The organism is Nesterenkonia haasae, assembly GCF_010119385.1.
In the GTDB taxonomy this organism is placed as follows: domain Bacteria; phylum Actinomycetota; class Actinomycetes; order Actinomycetales; family Micrococcaceae; genus Nesterenkonia; species Nesterenkonia haasae.
Map to the genome: position 1 here is coordinate 71,805 of NZ_VFIE01000024.1, position 17,536 is coordinate 89,340.

Annotated in this window: 20 protein-coding genes; 9 read left to right on the forward strand and 11 right to left on the reverse strand. The window is 61.4% G+C overall.

What is annotated here, in order from left to right; genetic code table 11:
- Positions 1–5: 5 nt before the first annotated feature.
- Entirely contained in the window at positions 6–1,013 is a 1,008-nt protein-coding gene (iolC, locus tag FH975_RS12265) for a 5-dehydro-2-deoxygluconokinase (protein WP_162321592.1), read from the reverse strand.
- 9 nt (positions 1,014–1,022) lie between these two features.
- On the reverse strand, positions 1,023–1,982 hold the full coding sequence (locus FH975_RS12270; protein WP_162321593.1) for a sugar phosphate isomerase/epimerase family protein: 960 nt from the start codon (positions 1,980–1,982) through the stop codon (positions 1,023–1,025).
- A gap of 204 nt (positions 1,983–2,186) precedes the next feature.
- On the opposite strand from FH975_RS12270, the gene FH975_RS12275 reads away from it, so the two are divergent.
- On the forward strand, positions 2,187–2,789 hold the full coding sequence (locus FH975_RS12275; RefSeq protein WP_162321594.1) for a hypothetical protein: 603 nt from the start codon (positions 2,187–2,189) through the stop codon (positions 2,787–2,789).
- A 32-nt stretch (positions 2,790–2,821) separates the two neighbouring features.
- Entirely contained in the window at positions 2,822–3,184 is a 363-nt protein-coding gene (locus tag FH975_RS12280; RefSeq protein ID WP_235928707.1) for a DoxX family protein, read from the forward strand.
- On the opposite strand, the gene FH975_RS12285 is transcribed toward FH975_RS12280, so the two are convergent.
- Positions 3,172–4,107, reverse strand: coding sequence for an aldo/keto reductase (locus tag FH975_RS12285; RefSeq protein WP_162321595.1), 936 nt, complete (start codon positions 4,105–4,107; stop codon positions 3,172–3,174). The two genes, FH975_RS12280 and FH975_RS12285, sit on opposite strands and share 13 nt — an antisense overlap.
- 173 nt (positions 4,108–4,280) lie before the next feature.
- On the opposite strand from FH975_RS12285, the gene FH975_RS12290 reads away from it, so the two are divergent.
- The gene (locus FH975_RS12290; protein ID WP_162321596.1) at positions 4,281–5,672 is read left to right on the forward strand and encodes an NAD-dependent succinate-semialdehyde dehydrogenase; all 1,392 of its coding nucleotides are present in this window, start codon (positions 4,281–4,283) and stop codon (positions 5,670–5,672) included.
- Here the strand turns inward: FH975_RS12290 and FH975_RS12295 are convergent.
- Both FH975_RS12295 and FH975_RS12300 read right to left on the reverse strand, forming a co-directional pair.
- On the reverse strand, positions 5,669–5,839 hold the full coding sequence (locus FH975_RS12295; protein ID WP_162321597.1) for a hypothetical protein: 171 nt from the start codon (positions 5,837–5,839) through the stop codon (positions 5,669–5,671). The two genes, FH975_RS12290 and FH975_RS12295, sit on opposite strands and share 4 nt — an antisense overlap.
- Before the next feature lie 27 nt (positions 5,840–5,866).
- The gene (locus FH975_RS12300; RefSeq protein WP_162321598.1) at positions 5,867–6,184 is read right to left on the reverse strand and encodes a hypothetical protein; all 318 of its coding nucleotides are present in this window, start codon (positions 6,182–6,184) and stop codon (positions 5,867–5,869) included.
- Between the two features lie 173 nt (positions 6,185–6,357).
- On the opposite strand from FH975_RS12300, the gene FH975_RS12305 reads away from it, so the two are divergent.
- Entirely contained in the window at positions 6,358–6,942 is a 585-nt protein-coding gene (locus FH975_RS12305; RefSeq protein WP_162321599.1) for a MarR family winged helix-turn-helix transcriptional regulator, read from the forward strand.
- A 136-nt stretch (positions 6,943–7,078) separates the two neighbouring features.
- Positions 7,079–7,669, forward strand: a complete 591-nt coding sequence (locus FH975_RS12310; protein WP_235928708.1) for a small multi-drug export protein — start codon at positions 7,079–7,081, stop codon at positions 7,667–7,669.
- Between the two features lie 12 nt (positions 7,670–7,681).
- Here FH975_RS12310 and FH975_RS12315 read toward each other — a convergent pair whose 3' ends face one another.
- Together FH975_RS12315 and FH975_RS12320 are read right to left on the reverse strand one after the other, a co-directional pair.
- A complete protein-coding gene (locus tag FH975_RS12315; RefSeq protein ID WP_162321600.1) occupies positions 7,682–8,797 on the reverse strand; it encodes a GtrA domain-containing protein in 1,116 nt (371 codons plus the stop codon).
- 66 nt (positions 8,798–8,863) lie between these two features.
- Positions 8,864–9,940 (reverse strand): LLM class flavin-dependent oxidoreductase, encoded by a 1,077-nt coding sequence (locus FH975_RS12320; protein ID WP_162321601.1) that lies wholly within the window; start codon positions 9,938–9,940, stop codon positions 8,864–8,866.
- Between the two features lie 241 nt (positions 9,941–10,181).
- On the opposite strand from FH975_RS12320, the gene FH975_RS12325 reads away from it, so the two are divergent.
- On the forward strand, positions 10,182–11,828 hold the full coding sequence (locus tag FH975_RS12325) for a phytoene desaturase family protein (RefSeq protein ID WP_162321602.1): 1,647 nt from the start codon (positions 10,182–10,184) through the stop codon (positions 11,826–11,828).
- A gap of 8 nt (positions 11,829–11,836) precedes the next feature.
- Here the strand turns inward: FH975_RS12325 and FH975_RS12330 are convergent, their stop codons facing one another.
- Positions 11,837–12,613, reverse strand: coding sequence for a LysE/ArgO family amino acid transporter (locus FH975_RS12330; RefSeq protein WP_162321603.1), 777 nt, complete (start codon positions 12,611–12,613; stop codon positions 11,837–11,839).
- A gap of 114 nt (positions 12,614–12,727) precedes the next feature.
- Here FH975_RS12330 and FH975_RS12335 point away from each other — a divergent pair, with 114 nt between their 5' ends.
- Positions 12,728–13,624 (forward strand): ArgP/LysG family DNA-binding transcriptional regulator, encoded by an 897-nt coding sequence (locus tag FH975_RS12335; protein ID WP_162321604.1) that lies wholly within the window; start codon positions 12,728–12,730, stop codon positions 13,622–13,624.
- Positions 13,625–13,638: 14 nt separating this feature from the next.
- Here the strand turns inward: FH975_RS12335 and FH975_RS12340 are convergent, their stop codons facing one another.
- Positions 13,639–14,895: a hypothetical protein gene (locus FH975_RS12340; protein ID WP_162321605.1), complete on the reverse strand. Its 1,257-nt coding sequence runs from the start codon at positions 14,893–14,895 to the stop codon at positions 13,639–13,641.
- Between the two features lie 80 nt (positions 14,896–14,975).
- On the opposite strand from FH975_RS12340, the gene FH975_RS12345 reads away from it, so the two are divergent.
- Together FH975_RS12345 and FH975_RS12350 are read left to right on the forward strand one after the other, a co-directional pair.
- Positions 14,976–15,464: an SRPBCC family protein gene (locus tag FH975_RS12345; protein ID WP_162321606.1), complete on the forward strand. Its 489-nt coding sequence runs from the start codon at positions 14,976–14,978 to the stop codon at positions 15,462–15,464.
- Between the two features lie 173 nt (positions 15,465–15,637).
- Complete coding sequence (locus tag FH975_RS12350; RefSeq protein WP_162321607.1) at positions 15,638–16,402, forward strand: CGNR zinc finger domain-containing protein; 765 nt, start codon at positions 15,638–15,640, stop codon at positions 16,400–16,402.
- A 124-nt stretch (positions 16,403–16,526) separates the two neighbouring features.
- Here FH975_RS12350 and FH975_RS16340 read toward each other — a convergent pair whose 3' ends face one another.
- Positions 16,527–16,952, reverse strand: a complete 426-nt coding sequence (locus FH975_RS16340; RefSeq protein WP_202923229.1) for a hypothetical protein — start codon at positions 16,950–16,952, stop codon at positions 16,527–16,529.
- A 76-nt stretch (positions 16,953–17,028) separates the two neighbouring features.
- Positions 17,029–17,536, reverse strand: a 508-nt coding sequence (locus FH975_RS12360) for a hypothetical protein (RefSeq protein ID WP_235928709.1), incomplete at its 5' end; no start/stop codon positions are given.

The window sequence follows — 17,536 nt, forward strand, 5'->3', positions numbered from 1 at the left end:
TTCCCCTATCCCCGATCGGCACTGGTGGGTGCCTGGGCGTGCGGGGGTAGGTCCCGACCGCGGTCTTGGAGCATTTCGATCAACTCAGCTGAGGTGGGCATGGCTTCCGAACAGGCGATTTGGGCGGCAACGTGAGCTCCAGCAGCATTGGCGAAGTCCAGTACGTTCTTCAAGGGCCAGCCGGCCAAGAGCCCGTGACACAGCGCGCCGCCGAAGGAGTCGCCGGCGCCCAGACCGTTGACTGTGTCCACTGGGATGGGCTCGGAAATGACTCGCTCAGTAGATGTTGCCGCCATCACTCCGGCCGATCCCAATTTCACCACGGCTAGCTGCACACCTGCCGCGAGGAGCCGGTCGGCCTGCTCATCAGGTGTCCCTTCGCCTACGGCGACGGAGCACTCTTCCGAGTTGCCCACGGCCACGGTGACGTACGGCAGGATGCGGCGGACCTGTTCCCGGGCCTGTTCCTTGGAAGCCCAGAACATGGGACGGTAGTCGAGGTCGAGAATGGTGTGTTGACCGCGAGCCAGGCGTTCGCGGGGACGGGCCTGATGCATGGCCACCTGCGCTTCCCGGGACGCCGGACGCACCATACCGGTGACAGTTGACCAGAACACCGAAGCCTCACGCACTGCGTCATAGTCCACTTCGGCCGCATTGATCTCCCAATCCGGCGCACTCGGGCTGCGCCCGTAGAAGTAAAGCGGAAAGTCCTCCGGCGGCTGAATGGCACAAAACGTGACTGGGGTCTGCAATTCCGGCACAGCGGACACCCACTGTGCGTCCACCCCGTAACGGTGTAGTTCAGTGCGGAGGAAGTCTCCGAAAGGATCATCACCGGTGCGCGTAATCACGCCGACTTTCCGTCCATGGCGGGCTGCGGCGACTGCCACATTGGACGGGGATCCACCCAGGTACTTGCCGAAGCTCTCCACAGCGGCAAGGCCTACCCCAATGTCGTTGGGGTAGATGTCCACGCTGATACGGCCGGTGGTGATGACGTCGTATGTCACGGTCTCTCCTTAGCGGATTCGGGTGCGCGAGCCACATCCGCAGAGATAGCGGCGCGTCCGGGTCGCGATGGGCAGGGGGATGTCGAAGGAAGAAACCGGGTACATATCCTGTTCAACGATGCAGAAGAAGCTCCGGTTGAGTTTCTCCAGTTCATCGATGATCTCGGCGAGATCGGGAAGCCCTGCTGGTGGTTCGACCATGACACCAGCCCTATTTGCTGCCGCCCAGGTCAGGTTTTCACGCCGCACCACTTCGATAACGGCGGGATCGATCTGCTTCAGGTGAAGATACTCCACCCGCTCCGGATACTTCCGTATGATCTCCGCTGACGATGCGCCCCCGTACTCCGCGTGACCTGTATCGAGGCAAAGTGTGACTAAGTCGGGGTCTGTCCCCTCCAGGAAACGAGTAATCTGCTCATGGCTGCAGACATGGGAGTCAGCATGAGAGTGGAATTGCTGCCTCAGACCGTACTTTTCCTGCAAAACGCGGCCCAGCTCATTGTGTCCAGCGAAGAGGGTCTCCCATTGGGTCGGGGTGAGGTGCTCGTTTTCCACTGCCTCCCCGGTGACATCGTCTCGCCACATGGCCGGGATGACCACAATGTGGTCACCTCCTACGGCGGCCGTAAGCTCGGCGACCTCGTGAACTTGCCGCCAGACGGCTTCCCGCTCCTCTGGATCGGTGCGGTGGAATCCGGTGAAGACAGTCCCGGCGCTCACCTCGAGGCCGCGGGACCCCAGTTCTTCGTTGAGTCTAGATGGGTCGGTGGGGAGGTAGCCGAAAGGACCCAGCTCCACATAGTGATAACCGGCTTCCACGACCTCGTCGAGGAATCGGTGCCACGGTGTTTGCTTCGGATCCTCAGGAAACCACACTCCCCAAGAGTCTGGGGCTGTGCCGACTAAGAGAGGTGATGGTGTTCCATCTTGGCCCTTTGAGGGTGTGTGGGTGGGCTCGGCTGTCATGGGAATCCTCCTCGGAACAGTCCGCACCTGCAGACCCAATGTGAGAGCGGCGGAGCGTCATTAATGTGTCGGATACCACTCTCCACCTTTGGATGTCCGGTTGTCAAGACAATTGCGGCCTGGGGTGTTGTGAACACTAGAGGGCGACGATAATCAGGACATGACACAACAGCTGGCGTGGGTCCCGCATGCCGCGCGGGGGGAATGGCTTCGACCTCCGCCACCTGGGCTGACGCGGCCGCATCATTCGGCACCACGATGCACCGCACAGCTCAGTACCCCAGACTCGTCCGGAGCGACTACGCAGAATGCGACAGTGTTGTGGCCCCAGATGGTTGGCGGTATTCAGGACCGCGCGAAGGCTGTCTTGACGCGGCAACGCTCACCACGGTGGCTGCCGTTCTGGCCAGGCACACCACGACGGCGCATGCCGGAGTTGCCGCCATCTGGGAGGGCTGGGCCGGTCTCCCCCTCTCTGCGGAGACCGCCGCCGGACCACGGCTCGAACTCCGCGGTGATGCGCCGCGCAGCTACATCCTCTTTGACGCCGGGGCCAAGGACTTCGCCGATGAGCGCTGGCCTGAGCGTGCGCCTTGGGTAGACGACTCCCTGTGGGCGCAGTCTCCCAGCATCATCTGGCCAGATGACCACGCGTGGGTGCTCGCCACCGAGTTGGATTTCGATTCCACCCTCATTGCTGGGAGCACCGCGCTCGTCCAGGATCTGGTGCGCACACCAGGTCTAGAGGTGCATGCGCTGCCCCCTGATGCTGATCTGTCCTGGGACGGTGACACCGTCAACCGCTAGACTCCGGTGACCCCCAACGAGAGGCAGCGCGAATGAAACGAGCCGAAGCAGCCATGACGAGCATGCTCACTGTGGCCGGAATCGGGCACTTCGCGCGTCCAGAGGTCTTCGATTCCATCGTTCCACCCCAGCTGGGTAATCGGCGGTTCTGGACCTATGCCAGTGGTGCCGCGGAACTCAGCTGCGCCGCACTGCTGGCGGTACCTGCAACCCGAAGGGCCGGAGGGCTCTGCACTGCAGCGCTCATGGTGGCGGTCTACCCGGCGAACATCTACAGCGTGCGGAAGTTCTGGAACAACCCCACTGCTCGGACGGTCGCCCTCGTCCGCCTTCCGCTGCAGATCCCCCTCATCCGCACCTCGTTGAAGATCGCCAAGAGTCATCAAGGAACGTGATGACCGGCAGCCTGGAACAGGCCGTACCACTCTTGGCGGGTCAGTGGCAGGTCTGAACCGGCTGCTGCGTCAGTTACCCGACGCGGCGTCGTCGTACCCAACACCACCTGCATCCCAGCTGGGTGACGAGTGATCCACGCGGTGGCCACAGCTAAGGCAGTCACCTCATAGCGGGCAGCCAACCGGTGCAGTTCGGCATGGAGTTCCGGATACGCCGCCTCATCGAAGAGGACCCCCGGAGCCACTCCCTTCTGGAACGGTGACCACGCCTGCAACGTGATGCCGTTGATCCGACAGTAATCCACTATTCCGCCACCATCGAGGGTGACCGAATCGGGTTGGCCGACCATGTTCGACGCGATGCCCTGGGCGATGATCGCCGAATGCGTCAGCGACAGCTGGACCTGGTTGACCACAATCGGCTGCCGCACTGCGGTCTTCATCAGGTCGATCTGCCGCGGAGTGTGATTCGACACTCCGAAGGCCCGCACTTTGCCACTGCTCTCCAACTCATCGAAGGCACGCGCAACCTCATCCGGCTCCACCAACGCATCCGGCCGGTGAATGAGCAGCACGTCAATGTAGTCCGTGGCGAGCGCCCGCAGGGAATGTTCCACCGAGGAGATGATGTGCTCATAGGAGGAGTCAAAGTACGGACCACCCGTCATGATTCCCGTCTTGGTCTGCAGGATCACCTCCTCCCGCTCAGCGGTAGTCAGCTCCAGCGCCTCGCTGAACCGGCGTTCACAGAGATGCCGTTCACCACCATAGATATCGGCGTGGTCGAAAAAGTTGATACCCACGGTGCGTGCAGCCTGATAGAGATGGCGTATTTCCTGAGAGGACTTGTCGTGAATCCGCATCATGCCCGCAATGATGTTGGGTGACGGGATCCCGGCCGGACCGAGGAGAACGTGACGCATGGGACTCCATTCGTGACAGTGCAGCAGGACAGTTCCGTGCTGCACATCACAGTACCGCTGAAACGGATTTGGGACCGGCTGCGCGCGGCGTCAGGCTCTTGACCTGGGTAAACGGCTCTCAGCTCTCACCGAAATCCCTCGACTCGGGGGCCAATCAGGTCTTGAATGAAGGTATGAGCACATACGCAGTCACAAATCCGAACACCGGCGAAGTCGAAAAGACGTACGACTCGCTGACCGCCGAGCAGATTCCGGAGATAGTCGACAATGCCGACCGGGCGTTCCACCAGTGGAGCGAGACCACGGCAGAAGACCGAGCCGCCGTGCTCAGCAGGGCAGCCGACATCTTTGAATCCCGCGCCGAGGAACTCGCCCACATCATCGGCCGGGAGATGGGCAAACCTCTGAAGCAGGGGATGTCGGAGGTCAAGAAGGTCGCCTACACTGCCCGCTGGTATTCCAAGAACGGACCCGAGTTCCTCGAGCCCACTGAGCTGCCTGACGCCCAAGGGGCTGACCGCACCTATGTCAGGCATGATCCCCTCGGCGTTCTCCTAGGCATCATGCCGTGGAATTTCCCGTACAACCAGATTGCACGCTTCGCCATACCCAATCTGATGGTGGGCAACGCCATCCTCATGAAGCAGGCAGCCATCTGTCCTGAGTCCTCACAGAAGTTCCAGGAGATTCTTGAGGAAGCTGGCCTGCCCCAAGGGGCATACACCAACCTGTACCTCAACAGTGGTGACACCGAGGAGGTCCTGCAGGACTTCCGCGTCAAGGGTGTTTCGCTGACAGGTTCAGAGACTGCCGGCGCCTCGGTGGCAGGATTGGCGGCCAAGTACCTCAAAAAGTCGGTATTGGAGCTGGGAGGAAATGACCCCGCCGTCGTGCTCGATACCGACGACGTCGCTGCGCTGGCCAAAAAACTGGTCACCCTGCGGACTGCCAACGCAGGTCAGGTATGCACCTCTCCGAAGCGCTTCATTGTTGTAGATGACCTCTATGACGAATTCCTCGACGCCACCAAAAACGCGGTCGAGGCTGTCACCGTGGGTGACTATGACCACCCCGACACTGACATGGGGCCGCTGTCCTCCGAAAGTGCTAGGGATGAGGTGGTGGAGCGGATTCACCAAGCGGTCAGTGACGGCGCCACCCTGCACTCCGGCGGCGAGAAGCTGGACCGCGACGGTTGGTTCATGTCCCCGGCACTACTGACCGATATCGAGCTGGACAGCGACCTGGGGTGCAACGAACTGTTCGGCCCGGCGGTCATGGTGTTCAGAGCCGAGGACGAGGCCGACGCGCTGCGGATAGCCAACCACACGCAGTACGGCCTCATGGCTTCGGTGTGGACCACCGACGTCGAGCATGGCCAGCAGGTGGCAGAACGGATCAATGCGGGCATGACGTTCGTGAATACCCATATGGACTCCAGCCCCGAGTTCCCGTTCGGCGGAATCAACAACTCGGGCTACGGCCGAGAAAACGCCCAGTGGGCACTCCGGGAGTTCACCAACGAACGGCTAGTCCGCCTCAATAAGCAGGACCTCGGCGGCTAGCTCTCTTCGCGGGGGCCCAACGTCAGGTTTGGACCGGTTGGGCCCTGCGCGGGGCGTCTGCGGCGTGCTACCAGAACGGTGCTGACCTTCCAGATCAGCAGGATCGTGACGAGCACCAGCAGAGGCCAGCTGAAGGCGTTTATGGTGTGAATGAGTGCCATATCCATGGGGACCTCTTTAGGTGTGGTGACGCGTTACGCGCGCTGAGCGAAAGTGAAATTGAGGTCATGGGTGACGAATGCTTGGCCTAGAATCTTCTCCACATTGGCAATGAGCCCCGCCGAAATATGGTCGATCGTTGCAGAAGGATCATCTTCTGGAAGCAGGGTGCACCACAGGTGGAAGACCAGGCTCCCGGGGGGCCCCGATATCTCGACCACGGCACTGTCGACTTGCCGGTGAGACATGATTCCAGCAGAAGCTGCCTTGGCTACCTGGTCATACCGTCTAGGCTCAAGTGCAAGAGACTCTGCACTGTCATCATGCACCACTTCACCTGAAGTACCGTGCATATCCATCCTGAGCTCCTGACGTATTTCAAAGGTTCCACCTGAGATGCATCTCCGCGAAGTGCCCAACGATCAGGACCAACAACAAGTACAACTTTGGTATATTTAGACTGTATAACAGTTAGCCAAAGTTAAGCAAAATGTTGGAATTATTATTTATAAAATAGGGGGTGCGCATGGGCCGCGAGACACTGCCCTCACCGCAGGGCAGCCCGCCCTCCGATGAGTCTGCTCCCTCTGTCGTGGAGCTCCTGGTTCTCCCACCATCCGAAGACTCTCCCGGCAGTGGCTACTGGTACACGAGAAATCCGGATTCACTCGCCTCGGTGGATCTCCTCAGCCTGCTCCGGAAATACCGTGCCGCAGAGAGGGCCATGCGCGCCCGCATCCGCAAATCCATGGACATGGGTGAAACTGACTTAGCTGCCCTCACATTCCTCGTTCGGCAGCGCTCAGCCGGCAAAACCTGCCGGCAGCGCGATCTCGCCCACGCACTCAACATGACTGCTGCCTCGACCAGTGTCCTTGTCGATCGGCTCAGCCGTGAGGGGTACCTTCGCCGTATCCCTCACCCAGAAGATCGGCGCTCAGTCGGCCTGGAGGTCCTGGAAGAAACTGACCGTGCCGTCAAAGCAACACTGGGCGGGCTTCACACGCGCATGATCCACGCAGCAGAATCTCTGACCGACGCCGAGCGTGCCGGCGCAGCCAAGTTCCTCTCCGGCCTCATCCACAGTGTCCGCGGAGACGCCGACCAATAGGCTCTACCCAGCCCGACAGCGATCCGCAGGTCATCTCAGTCATGCTTAAGGCTGAGAGCACATGTGCACTCCGACAAAGCAGAGATAGGCCTCAGGGAGGACGCCGCCACTGCCGGGATCGGGAAGACTGGAGCCCATGTTAGAGACTCTCCCCGCACTCACCGAAACCTTGTCCGCACTGTCACTCGCCCAGGGTGCCGAGGTCGACCCGACCGAGGTGATCCTCCCTGAAGACTCCTTGGTGGGCCGCATGCGGAGCTGGACAGACGAACTACCCGAGACTCTACAGTGGCTGGGCATCATCGCCATCTCCGCCATCCCGTTCGTCGAATCGTTCTTCGGCGCCTTTATCGGTGTCGTGATCGGCATGCCTCTATGGATGGCCCTGATTGCGGCGATCATCGGCAATATGCTCTCTCTGGCCGTGGTGGTCTACGGCGCCCACTGGATCCGCGCCTCCGTCCTCAAACGAAAGCCGCCTAAGGAGCTCAGTGACTCCCAGCGGAAACGCCGCGCCAAAGCTCAGCGACTCTTCGACAAATTCGGCATCCCCGGGGTGTCCCTATTGGGACCCTTGGCGCTGCCCAGCCAGTTCACCGCACCACTGATGGTCTCTTTCGGCGCCAACCGGAACCTCGTCATGATCTGGATGTTCGTTTCCGTCACCGTGTGGGGAACCGGCTTCGCACTGCTTGGAGTGGGATTCCTCAACCTCCTCTCGGCCTGAACCGCCGAAGAGTCACTCCTGCTCGCTGTCCCGGGGGTAGCGCTGCATCTCACGTGAGCCCTGCGTCAGGTTCTTCAGGTCGGCGTCATCATCAAAATTGGAGCCGATAGCCCCAGCGACTGTTCCCATAGAGGCCGACAACCAAGCAATCTCCACGTAGCTGGCCAAAGTCGCCTCATCGCCGATGGTTTCTCCGAGAAACTCCGGGTCAATGAGCAGCAGTCCCACTGCCAGGATGGACCCGAACAGGAGCAGATAGAGGATTCCGACGCTGACGATCAGACTGAGGATGGTGGAGAGGTTGTACATGAATGCCTCCCGCTTGCCACCCGGGCCTGCGCGGTCCCACAACCGGTTGGAGAGTATGAGCCAGGAGACCATCACCGCAACGGCGATCAGCGACACTCCTGCCAGGCGCCATTGGGGCAGGAAGGTGGCCATCTCCCAGATGGTTGAGAAGAAGATGCCGAAAGCGCCGGTAGCGGCAGCAGCGGAGAACACGCCAGAGAGCTTCGGCAGAGACCACAGCGGCTCATTATTGGCGACCATCCCCAGTGTGGTCCAGGCGCGACCCGGAGTGAACCGCGGCACAGTGGTGTACACGGTGTCCTCGCCCTCCTGATCCTCCACGCGCGAGGACCTGCCGGCGTGTGTCACTACATCTTCGGCACTGTGGTTGCGCAACGCCTCCAAACACGTGCGGAGTTCTCGCACCAAGCACTGCCGCACCCTGAGCGGACCCAGGGCCGGCAGTGAAATGATCGCCAGAGAGTCTGTGAAGTGCAGCTCAGCGCGCTTGGGGCGCTTACCCGCCATACGCGGAATTTCAGTCACGACCACACTGAAGTCGGCGTCGTCGTCCCGTACCCAGTTCTTGACTTCATCGAGGTCGAGTGTGGCGTCCTTACGGAGCGGAATAAGGGCCCGCTTATGCACGATGTTCAGTTCCGAACTCCACTCCGCCTCCTCACCGGATGAGGCGTCCAACTCCTCGAGTGTGCGGCGGACCCACATAGACGTCCGCCCGGGATCGGAGTAGATGGCTACAGCGGGCCCAGTGGCGCTTCCTTCCGAATGGTGATCCTCTTGAGTGGAGGCGCCATTCCTCGCAGTATGTTCGTCAAGCATGCTCGGCATTATATGAAAATGCGCCTGGGGTTCCCTGGACACCAGCTCAACGATGGCCCCGGGAAGCTACTCCAGATCGTTGAGCTGCTCGAGTACAAGCGGCTTGACCTTGGTGCCGTAAAGCTCAATGGCGTTCATCATATGCTCGTGAGCCAATGAACCATTGCCGTACTTCAGACCGAAGCGCGTGATGCCGAGCTGCTTCTTGGTCCGCACGATCTTCGCCGCAACTGTCTCTGGTGAACCGACGAACAGCGCGCCGTGGGCGATCTCCTGCTCGTACTGCTCACGCGACGGATACCCGTTGCCCCATCCGCGCTCCTGACCGAGCTTGTGCATCGAGTCTGCCCACGAGGGATAGAAAATGTCCTGCGCCTGTTGATCGGTCTCGGCAATGAAACCGTGAGAATGTGACGCCACCCTGAAATCCTGGCCATGACCGAACTGCTCCAGTGCGCGATAGTAGAGATCAACCATCGGAGCGAAGCGATGGGGAGCCCCGCCGATAATCGCCAGTTCCAGGCCAACCCCGTGCCGAGCTGCCCTGACCACTGAGTTGGGTGTTCCGCCGACGGCAATCCAGGTCGGCAGCCCGTGGTCATGGTTGGTCTTGGGGTAGATTTCAGCGTCCTGCAGACCGGCCCGCGTCTCCCCGTGCCAGGTGATCGGGCCCTCTCCCCGCAGCGTGGTGAAGAGATCCACCTTCTCCTCAAACAACTTCTCGTACTCGGAAAGGTCGTAGCCGAAGAGCGGGTAGGACTCGATGAAGCTGCCGCGGCCCAGTGAAACTTCGGCGCGGCCGCCGGTGAGGCCGTCAATGGTGGCGAACCGCTGATAGACCCTGACTGGATCGTCCGAGGAGAGCACAGTCACCGCTGAGATCAGCTTGATCCGCTCAGTGGCTGCCCCGGCCGCAGCCAGGACCACGTCAGGTGCCGAAATGGCATAGTCCGGCCGGTGATGCTCGCCGATACCGACGACGTCGATACCAACTTTGTCCGCCAGCACCACCTCATCCAGGACGTTGCGCAGGACCTCAGGCTGGGAAAGCTCACGGGAGCCATCCGGCGTCTTGGTCACATCGCCGAAAGTGTGGATGCCGAACTCGAATGCGTCGCTGTAGCGCTCAGTGCTGATACTCATGACCACCTCAACCCCAATCCTACCCAGGTAATTCCTTCAAATTTGAAATAAAACTGTGATGCGGCCCACTGGGAACTTTCAAGCACCTTCTGAAGAGGACATGACAACACCTTTTCGAACGTACCCGAGCGCATAGCGCGCGGTAAAAGCGACGACCCAGGGTAATCCATCGCACATAGCGACCAACTGCGAGTGCAGCCGGATGGTGGTGACCCTCCGCAGCGGACCGTAAGCTGGGGCCATGACGCAGCATGCTGCCATTGTCGGATCCGGACCCAACGGGCTGACCGCCGCCTGCACCCTGGCTCGTGCGGGGTGGAAGGTCACCGTCTATGAGGCAGCAGACCTGCCCGGTGGGGCTGCACGCTCAGCTGAACTCTTCGGCCCGGGGCTGATCAGCGACCTGGGCTCGAGTGTTCATCCCCTCACCGCAGCATCCATCGCGTATGCCTCGATCCTGGGTACTGATGCCTCCGCGGGGGGCATCGACTACGCCCACCCCCCAATAGCTGCCGCCCACCCATTAGATGACGACGACGCCTCCCCCGCACTGCTGCACCGCTCGCTTGAGCGAACTGCGGACGAGCTGGGCGAGGACGCGGAGCTGTGGCGCTGGGTCATAGGGCCCCTGGTGAACAATTGGGATGCGGTGCGGGATGCGATCTTCACTCCACCCAGCCGCCCCTTTACCGGACTCACGCCCTCGGGCGAACCTGGCCAGCAGTGGACCCCACGCGGCATCGCGGAGGCGGTCAAGGCGACCGCATCTGCAGGAATCGAACGCGGCGTAGCTTTCGCCCAATTCGGATCGGTCGGAGCCATGCCAGCCCGGAACATGATGCGCAGCTTCAAAACCGCACGGGGACGGGCACTGTTCGCCGGGCTGGCCGCACACTCAACGGGACCGCTCACCCGCCCGCTGACATCAGCATTCGGGGTGATCCTCGGGGCTGCCGCCCATACCGTGGGGTGGCCAGTGATCCGCGGCGGATCGCAGAACCTGGTTGAGGCCCTCACGGCGGAGCTTCACGCCCACGGCGGCGAGATCATCACCGACTTCCAGGTCGAGGCCATCAAGGACGTGCCGCTTCCCGGTCTCAGATTCGGCGTCCGAAAGAACCTCAAGCGCCGCGGGTACCGAATTGAAGGTGTGCGTGCCGGTCATCGCGGCCATAGGCGGCGTACCGGTGAAGAGGTCGCTGACGTCGTCGTTCTGGATCTCACACCCAAGCAGATGCTCCAGCTTGAAGGGTTGCACCTCACCGACCGGGTGACGCGGCGGATGAAGCGCTGGCAATACGGGCCCGGAGTGGTCAAGATCGACTACCTGGTGGATGGGCCCATTCCATGGGAGCGGGACGTGCTCGCAACTGCGGGAACCGTTCACCTGGGCGGCAGCGCGGAACAAATCACCTCAAGTGAGGCCGCCGCAAACACCGGTGTTCTCCCGGGCCGTCCGTATGTGCTGCTTGCCCAGCCCAGCGCCGCCGACGACTCCCGAACGCCAGACCACCGGACCATCAGCTGGGCCTACGCCCATGTGCCGGCCGGGCTCGATGCCGACGGCACAGCCCGCGCGGCGACGCTCATTGAGCGGGAAATCAGCAGATTCGCTCCACAGTTCTCGGAGTCGGTATTGGATCGGAAAGTGTGGGGGCCCGCGGATATGGAAGCCTGGAACGCGAATCTCGTGGGCGGCAGTGTCAGTGCTGGCCTGGCCACTGTCGGACAGACTTTCTCCGGTCCAGCCAGCCTACGCAGGCCCTACTCGGCGGGCATGGAGGGCGTCTACACCTGCTCTGCCGCCACCCCTCCGGGCGGTGGTGCCCACGGAATGGCGGGCTACAACGCAGCGCGGGCAGTCCTTAGCGAGACTCACTCCCTTTAGGCCCCAGTCTAGAACCCGGTGAAGGCAAGCACTCCAGCCACGGCCAACATGGTCAGTCCGACCACCACGTCGATGATCTGCCAAGTTCGCGGGCGGCTCAGCAGCTTCGCCAGCATCGCGGATCCGCCTGCCAGCAGGTTCAGCCAGATCACCGAGGCAAGCACCGCGCCGGTGGCGAACCACCATTTGTCGGGGCCGAATGCGTTGGCCATAGTGCCCAGCACCACCAGGGAATCCACCCAGGCATGCGGGTTCAGAATGCTCAGCATCAGTCCGGTGGCGGCCACGGTGGTGACTTTTGAGACGTTAGTGACGTTGACCTTCTGGCGGGTCCGGGTTGCCGTGGTCCCCTGCTCAGAGTCGGTGGACACTGCGGGAAGCTCCGAGGTCATTGCCACGTGGACGGAATCACTCGAACTCTGCTCCGGAAGGACTTCACCGCCACCACCTGGAAAGTGGATTCCTGACTCCTTTGACGGGGTGTCAACCGCGGGGGCACCCGTGGCTTTGTACGCCGAACGGAAGGACTTGAAAGCGAACCACGCAAGGTAGGCCACTCCCACCCAGCGGATCACATCCAGCAGCCAGGGCGCGTGATCGAGCACGACGCCGACGCCGGCGGTCCCTGCCACGATGAGCACAATATCGCCGATCAGACAGCAGAAGGCTGCGAGAGCGACGCGGTCGCGACGCAGCCCTTGGCGCAGAAGCCAGGCGCTCTGCGGGCCGATGGCGACGATAAGCGCCATGGTGGTCAGCAGTCCGGTGAGCAACACAGTAAGCATGCTCCCAGTCTGCGGTGATCAGCGTATCCGCACCAGCGCAATATTCTTCATTCAATGAAGCTATGCTTCAGATAGTGCTGGACATATTGAGCGTGAGTAGAAGGTGAGAAGACCATGAATACTGACCATCTGCGGGCTTTTGTGCTCGCTGTCGACGAAGGTACGTTCGACTCGGCGGCGGCTCTGCTGCTCATTTCAGGTTCAGCGTTCTCGCAGAGGATCAAGGCCCTCGAGAAGGAGGTCGGCCAAGTCCTGCTCACTCGCACAATCCCCGTCAGACCTACGGAATCCGGAGAGCAGCTGCTGCGGATCGCACGGCAGACGATTCTGCTGGAGGATGAGGCTCGCCGCAGCCTGGGCTTCCGCGGGTCTTCGCCTAATTTTCGTCCCACTATCACGCTCGCTGTAGCGGTGAATGCGGACTCACTCTCCAGCTGGTTCATCCGTGTGCTCCAGGAAGCTGCAACCTGGGACGATGTGGAAATTCACGTCCACGCAGAGGACCAGCAGCACACGGATGAGCTGCTGCGCAACGGGACTGTGGCTGCGGCGGTCACCGAAAACCCTGCTCCTGTGTCCGGGTGCCGTTCACAACCGCTTGGCACTATCCGATACTGGCCCGTTGCCAGCTCAGAGCTATTGGACCGGCACCGAGGAGATGACGGTGAGGTCGACTGGGCGCGAGTTCCGCAGATAGATTTCAGTGTCCGTGACGCCACTCAGCGCAACGCGCTCGCACGACTCAGTGCAACACCTGCAGTCACACACCTGTTGCCATCGGTTCAGGCCTACAACGCCGGAGTCGGGTATGGCCTGGGGTGGGGCATGATTCCGGAGTCCATGCTGCCTGCTGGTGTGCTGGAGGGTGAACACCCCGATCTGGTCGTCATCTCCGAGATCGGGGTGGAGGACGTCCCGCTGCATTGGCAGCACTGGACCACTACGACTCCGGCCCTGGACCGCCTCAGTGCCGCCGTCCAGCGCTCCGCTGAGCGTTTCCTCAACGGCTGACGCCGCGTGCGGAGTCAGTGATCGCTCCTTCTGACGCGTTCCACCAGAGCAGCGAGGTTACGGATGAACACAATTAGCCACGCGAAGAGGATGGCTGCTCCCACTAGCTCCAAAGAGGTGAGATTCCAGTAGTTGACGGGCATCCACAGCAGGAACGCGAAGACCAGCCCTGCCGCCGCGACAAAGCTCAGCAGATAGAACGAGCGCGGAAAACCAGGCAGCAGGTACGGCACAGCGAGCAGAATGAAGAGGAAGCTCAAGCCGAAGATGCCCGTGACCAGACTATGCAGATCGTGATGAACATTGATCGGCACCAGTCCCACCCCTGCCAGGGAAAGCCCCATCACGATCATCACGACCCGAAGCAAAGCGATCCGCGGGGTGCGGAAGTGACCCGACAGAGCGTTGGCGACCCGAGTGCGCCGCCGCACCTTGCCGGTAGAGCTGCGGTCCTCATTCGCCCGGTCAGCCAACCGCCTGGCGACTCTGACGCGTTCGTGGCTCGCCCAGATCTCCAAATCACGAGTGATGAACGCCGTCAGCGTGGTGATAATAATGCCTGAAACGACCAGCGTGGTGTTGAAGGTCCAGAAGCTGGTGAGCCCCGCCTGTCCCGTGCCGAGCTCTGAGAACATCACATGCCACCAGAAAGGGTTCTCCGCGAAAATCATCGATACCAACACCCCGGAGGCCATGAACACGGCCAGCAGGGTGGAGAGCGAGAACGCCGTGATGCGAGCACCCGAGTTGAAGCTGAAGTAGGCTGCCACTCCCCCGACCACCGCCAGCAGAACCGCTCCAGCTATATGGTCAACGGTCAGGCCGATGAACGCTTCCTGGAAGACGCGGAAGATACCGAGGGATCCCATCACAGCAATCGACGAGTGCACCACCAGGAGCGCAAGAATGTCAATCAGCTGCCGGAGTTTGGGGCGCTGTCCAATCCAGATATTCGCCATTCGGGCATTGAGCGAGTACCCCAGCAGGAAGGCCAGCCCGGCAGTCACTCCCCCGATCACAGCCCCATAGAACTGGATCGACTCATCACCCGCTAACGGAGGACGGTGGTCGTAGAAGACCACCAGTCCGAGTAACAGTCCCAGCAACCCTCCGCTGAGTGCGGACCAGATCGCTCGGGCCTCAATAAGGACCTGGAGCCTGGCCTGGGTCTCCGCCTGCTGGGTGGTGGCCATCGCTGGATGAGCGGACTCTTCCTGCGCCGCGCTGACAGCAAGTTCTCGCGCCCGACCAGATCTGCGGATGGATGTCACCCCTCCAGATCTATCAGATCCAGCTGGGACAGGGTAAGTCGAACCTTTGCCCTTGCCTGAAGCAAGGATAGGGTCCGCCTATGGAACCAGTACGCAATGAGGCAGGTCCCCACGTGGTGTCGTACTCGATCATGGTGGCTGCCCCGGCTGATGAGCTCTATGCCTTAGTGACGAACCCGCACCGACATCATGAGTTCGATGGCTCGGAAACTGTGCAGGCAGGAGCTCGCGGGCCGCACGAACTCACTGTAGGGTCGCGATTCAGCGTGCATATGCGCAAGTTTGGTATCCCCTACCGGCTCCAGCTCCACGTGACACAGGCCCAACGCCCCTCATCGATCTCACCCGGCGTGGTGGAGTGGCGCCAACCCACCGGCCACCGCTGGCGTTGGGAGTTCAAGCCGCAGGACGAGGCCGCGACCCTGGTGACCGAAAGCTACGACGCCTCACTTCAGTGGCGCGTGGTTCGCACCGGGCTCGGGCTTGCCAAAGTGCCGGAGGCAAACGCAGAGAGCATCCAGGCCTCATTACGTCAGATGTCGGAATCTTTCCCCAACACCAGCACCTGACCAGTACATTTCCCCAGGTCAGGGAGGTTCAGGCTACACTGTGAGGTCTGCGCGGTTCGACACCTCCGTCATGGGCGACGGAAGTGTTGAGTTTGCGCTACACCGTTGCACCTATCAACGCCCGGGCTGCCGTTCCAGCTGGAGGGCGTTTCCATATTTAGCAGGAGAACTGCATGTTTAACCCAGAAATTAACCGTGCTCTGATCGCCGCATCAGATCTGATCAATTCGGCCGAGGGCCTCAAGAGCGCGAAACCATCACCCGATACTCTGGACTCCGTTGAGGGACTCAGCACGTACCTCAGTGAGCGCGAATCCGAGCTCGAGTGGCCGACCACGACGGTCAACCGACGACAGCTGGAGAAGGTCCGGGCCCTGCGGAATCAGTTGCAAACGTTGTGGTCAGCCGCCCCGGTCATTGCGCCCAAAGAGCTGGACATTATCAACGACTTGCTCGAGGGGGTGGGCATCCGGATCGTCACTGGTGAGGTCGGTGAAGGTTCTGCGTTCCGTGAGCGGCCCATACCAGTCTCCGATCAGATCAGTGATGTCATGACAGCGACCATCGCAGCTGCTCTGACGTATCTCGTCACCAATGAGGAGACCGGCCGACTGCGCATCTGTCGGGGGGATGACTGCGAGGCTGCGATTGTGGACTTGACCCGCAACCGTTCCAAACTGTTCTGTGACTTTGGAAATTGCGCCAACCGTGCCCATGTCAGGGCTTACCGGGCACGCCAGGCTGCAAGAAAGGATGAGGAGACGACGCCTGGGAGGGCGCGCCCTCGACTCACCAAGCCCTCCGCGGCCGAAAAGGCTGACCAGCTGAATCGGCCAACCTCAGCCACCGCGATTGCAGCCAAAGAGTTCCGTGATCGTATGCGCGAAGAACTTATGCAGAAGCGTCAGGAAAGCTCCAAGGCGACGAAGCAGGCCTGACCCCCGAACCAGTCAGGCGTACCCCGTCGAAGCCCGCTGCACGAGCCTGGGCTACGGCGGGGTTTTGCGCTTCTGGTCTGGCACTCCTGCTCTGCAGGAGCTCAGCTGGCCCGCTGGTTAGCTGCTAGTGCTCTGAGCGGCGACCGTAGGGCGGGTCGTCTGCGGTCCCACCACGCTTCTGAGCCTCTTCTTCGGCCTTGCGCCGGCGTGCCTTCTCCCGGCGCTCTGCCACCTGCTCACGGTAGAGCTCCTCGGATATCCGGTTGACGCCCCCTCCCTGGGAGAGTTCCTCCGGATTTTCGCGCGAGGCCAACTGCAGCATTGACACGAGCAGGAGGCTCACGATGAAGACGATGCCGAATGCCAGCAGCGACAAGTTGATCGGGTTGTCCAAACCAGCGGAGTCATGCTCCACACGTGGGTTATCTGATCCTCCGGAGGAGACGATCAGCGCGACAAATCCCGCCACTGCGGCCAGCGCAAAGGAGAAGATCAGCGGAGCTTTGACCGTCTCCAGCAGGGAGCGGCGCTCCTTGGGGTCTTCTTGCACGTGGCGGGGTGTCCTTTGCGCGAATTGGGTGTTGCCTTATGCCAATTCTACGCTGAGTAGAAGTAGCCTCGCATCTTTACTGCGGTTTGCGAGACTCGTGAGTGAGTCCCGCGGCCGAGATCAGCAGTAGGACGGCCATAATAATCACGCCGGTGCCGGAAATTCCAAGGATCCCGTGCGGGTCCAGCCCTACCCCGACAAAGAGGCCCACGCCGGTGAGGGTGCCGACGACACCGAGAATCACATGGTCACGGGAGGGTATGAACTCTGCCCGAACCTTCAGCCCGCCGTAGAGTTCGCAGACTCCCATGATGAGAAACCCTACGCCGGCAGTGATGGCGAGGGCCGCAGTAGAGGTCGCGAACAGGGCGGCGATGCCGGAAAAGACCCAGGCGGCAGCGCCCAGGGCTGCTGCGCCGGTGAGAGCCGGCGGCACGTGTTCAGTCTTGACGTAGTCCCAGACGGCAGTTGCGCACAGGATGAAAAAGACGGCTAGGGCTATCCGTGCCACGGTCATCGTCTCCGTGGTCCAGAAGATGGTGAAGATGGCGAAAACGGTGGTGACCACAGCACGCATCCATGCG

What these genes read in the sequence shown, in the direction of transcription:
- FH975_RS12280 (WP_235928707.1), top strand. Translation starts at nt 2,822, where the DNA reads ATGAAACGAGCCGAAGCAGCCATGACGAGCATGCTCACTGTGGCCGGA.
- FH975_RS12310 (WP_235928708.1), top strand. Translation starts at nt 7,079, where the DNA reads ATGTTAGAGACTCTCCCCGCACTCACCGAAACCTTGTCCGCACTGTCA.
- FH975_RS12325 (WP_162321602.1), top strand. Translation starts at nt 10,182, where the DNA reads ATGACGCAGCATGCTGCCATTGTCGGATCCGGACCCAACGGGCTGACC.
- FH975_RS12275 (WP_162321594.1), top strand. Translation starts at nt 2,187, where the DNA reads ATGGCTTCGACCTCCGCCACCTGGGCTGACGCGGCCGCATCATTCGGC.
- FH975_RS12295 (WP_162321597.1), bottom strand. Translation starts at nt 5,839, where the DNA reads ATGGATATGGCACTCATTCACACCATAAACGCCTTCAGCTGGCCTCTG.
- FH975_RS12290 (WP_162321596.1), top strand. Translation starts at nt 4,281, where the DNA reads ATGAGCACATACGCAGTCACAAATCCGAACACCGGCGAAGTCGAAAAG.
- FH975_RS12330 (WP_162321603.1), bottom strand. Translation starts at nt 12,613, where the DNA reads ATGCTTACTGTGTTGCTCACCGGACTGCTGACCACCATGGCGCTTATC.
- FH975_RS12315 (WP_162321600.1), bottom strand. Translation starts at nt 8,797, where the DNA reads ATGCTTGACGAACATACTGCGAGGAATGGCGCCTCCACTCAAGAGGAT.
- FH975_RS12335 (WP_162321604.1), top strand. Translation starts at nt 12,728, where the DNA reads ATGAATACTGACCATCTGCGGGCTTTTGTGCTCGCTGTCGACGAAGGT.
- FH975_RS12300 (WP_162321598.1), bottom strand. Translation starts at nt 6,184, where the DNA reads ATGCACGGTACTTCAGGTGAAGTGGTGCATGATGACAGTGCAGAGTCT.
- FH975_RS12345 (WP_162321606.1), top strand. Translation starts at nt 14,976, where the DNA reads ATGGAACCAGTACGCAATGAGGCAGGTCCCCACGTGGTGTCGTACTCG.
- FH975_RS12285 (WP_162321595.1), bottom strand. Translation starts at nt 4,107, where the DNA reads ATGCGTCACGTTCTCCTCGGTCCGGCCGGGATCCCGTCACCCAACATC.
- FH975_RS12305 (WP_162321599.1), top strand. Translation starts at nt 6,358, where the DNA reads ATGGGCCGCGAGACACTGCCCTCACCGCAGGGCAGCCCGCCCTCCGAT.
- FH975_RS12350 (WP_162321607.1), top strand. Translation starts at nt 15,638, where the DNA reads ATGTTTAACCCAGAAATTAACCGTGCTCTGATCGCCGCATCAGATCTG.
- FH975_RS12270 (WP_162321593.1), bottom strand. Translation starts at nt 1,982, where the DNA reads ATGACAGCCGAGCCCACCCACACACCCTCAAAGGGCCAAGATGGAACA.
- FH975_RS12320 (WP_162321601.1), bottom strand. Translation starts at nt 9,940, where the DNA reads ATGAGTATCAGCACTGAGCGCTACAGCGACGCATTCGAGTTCGGCATC.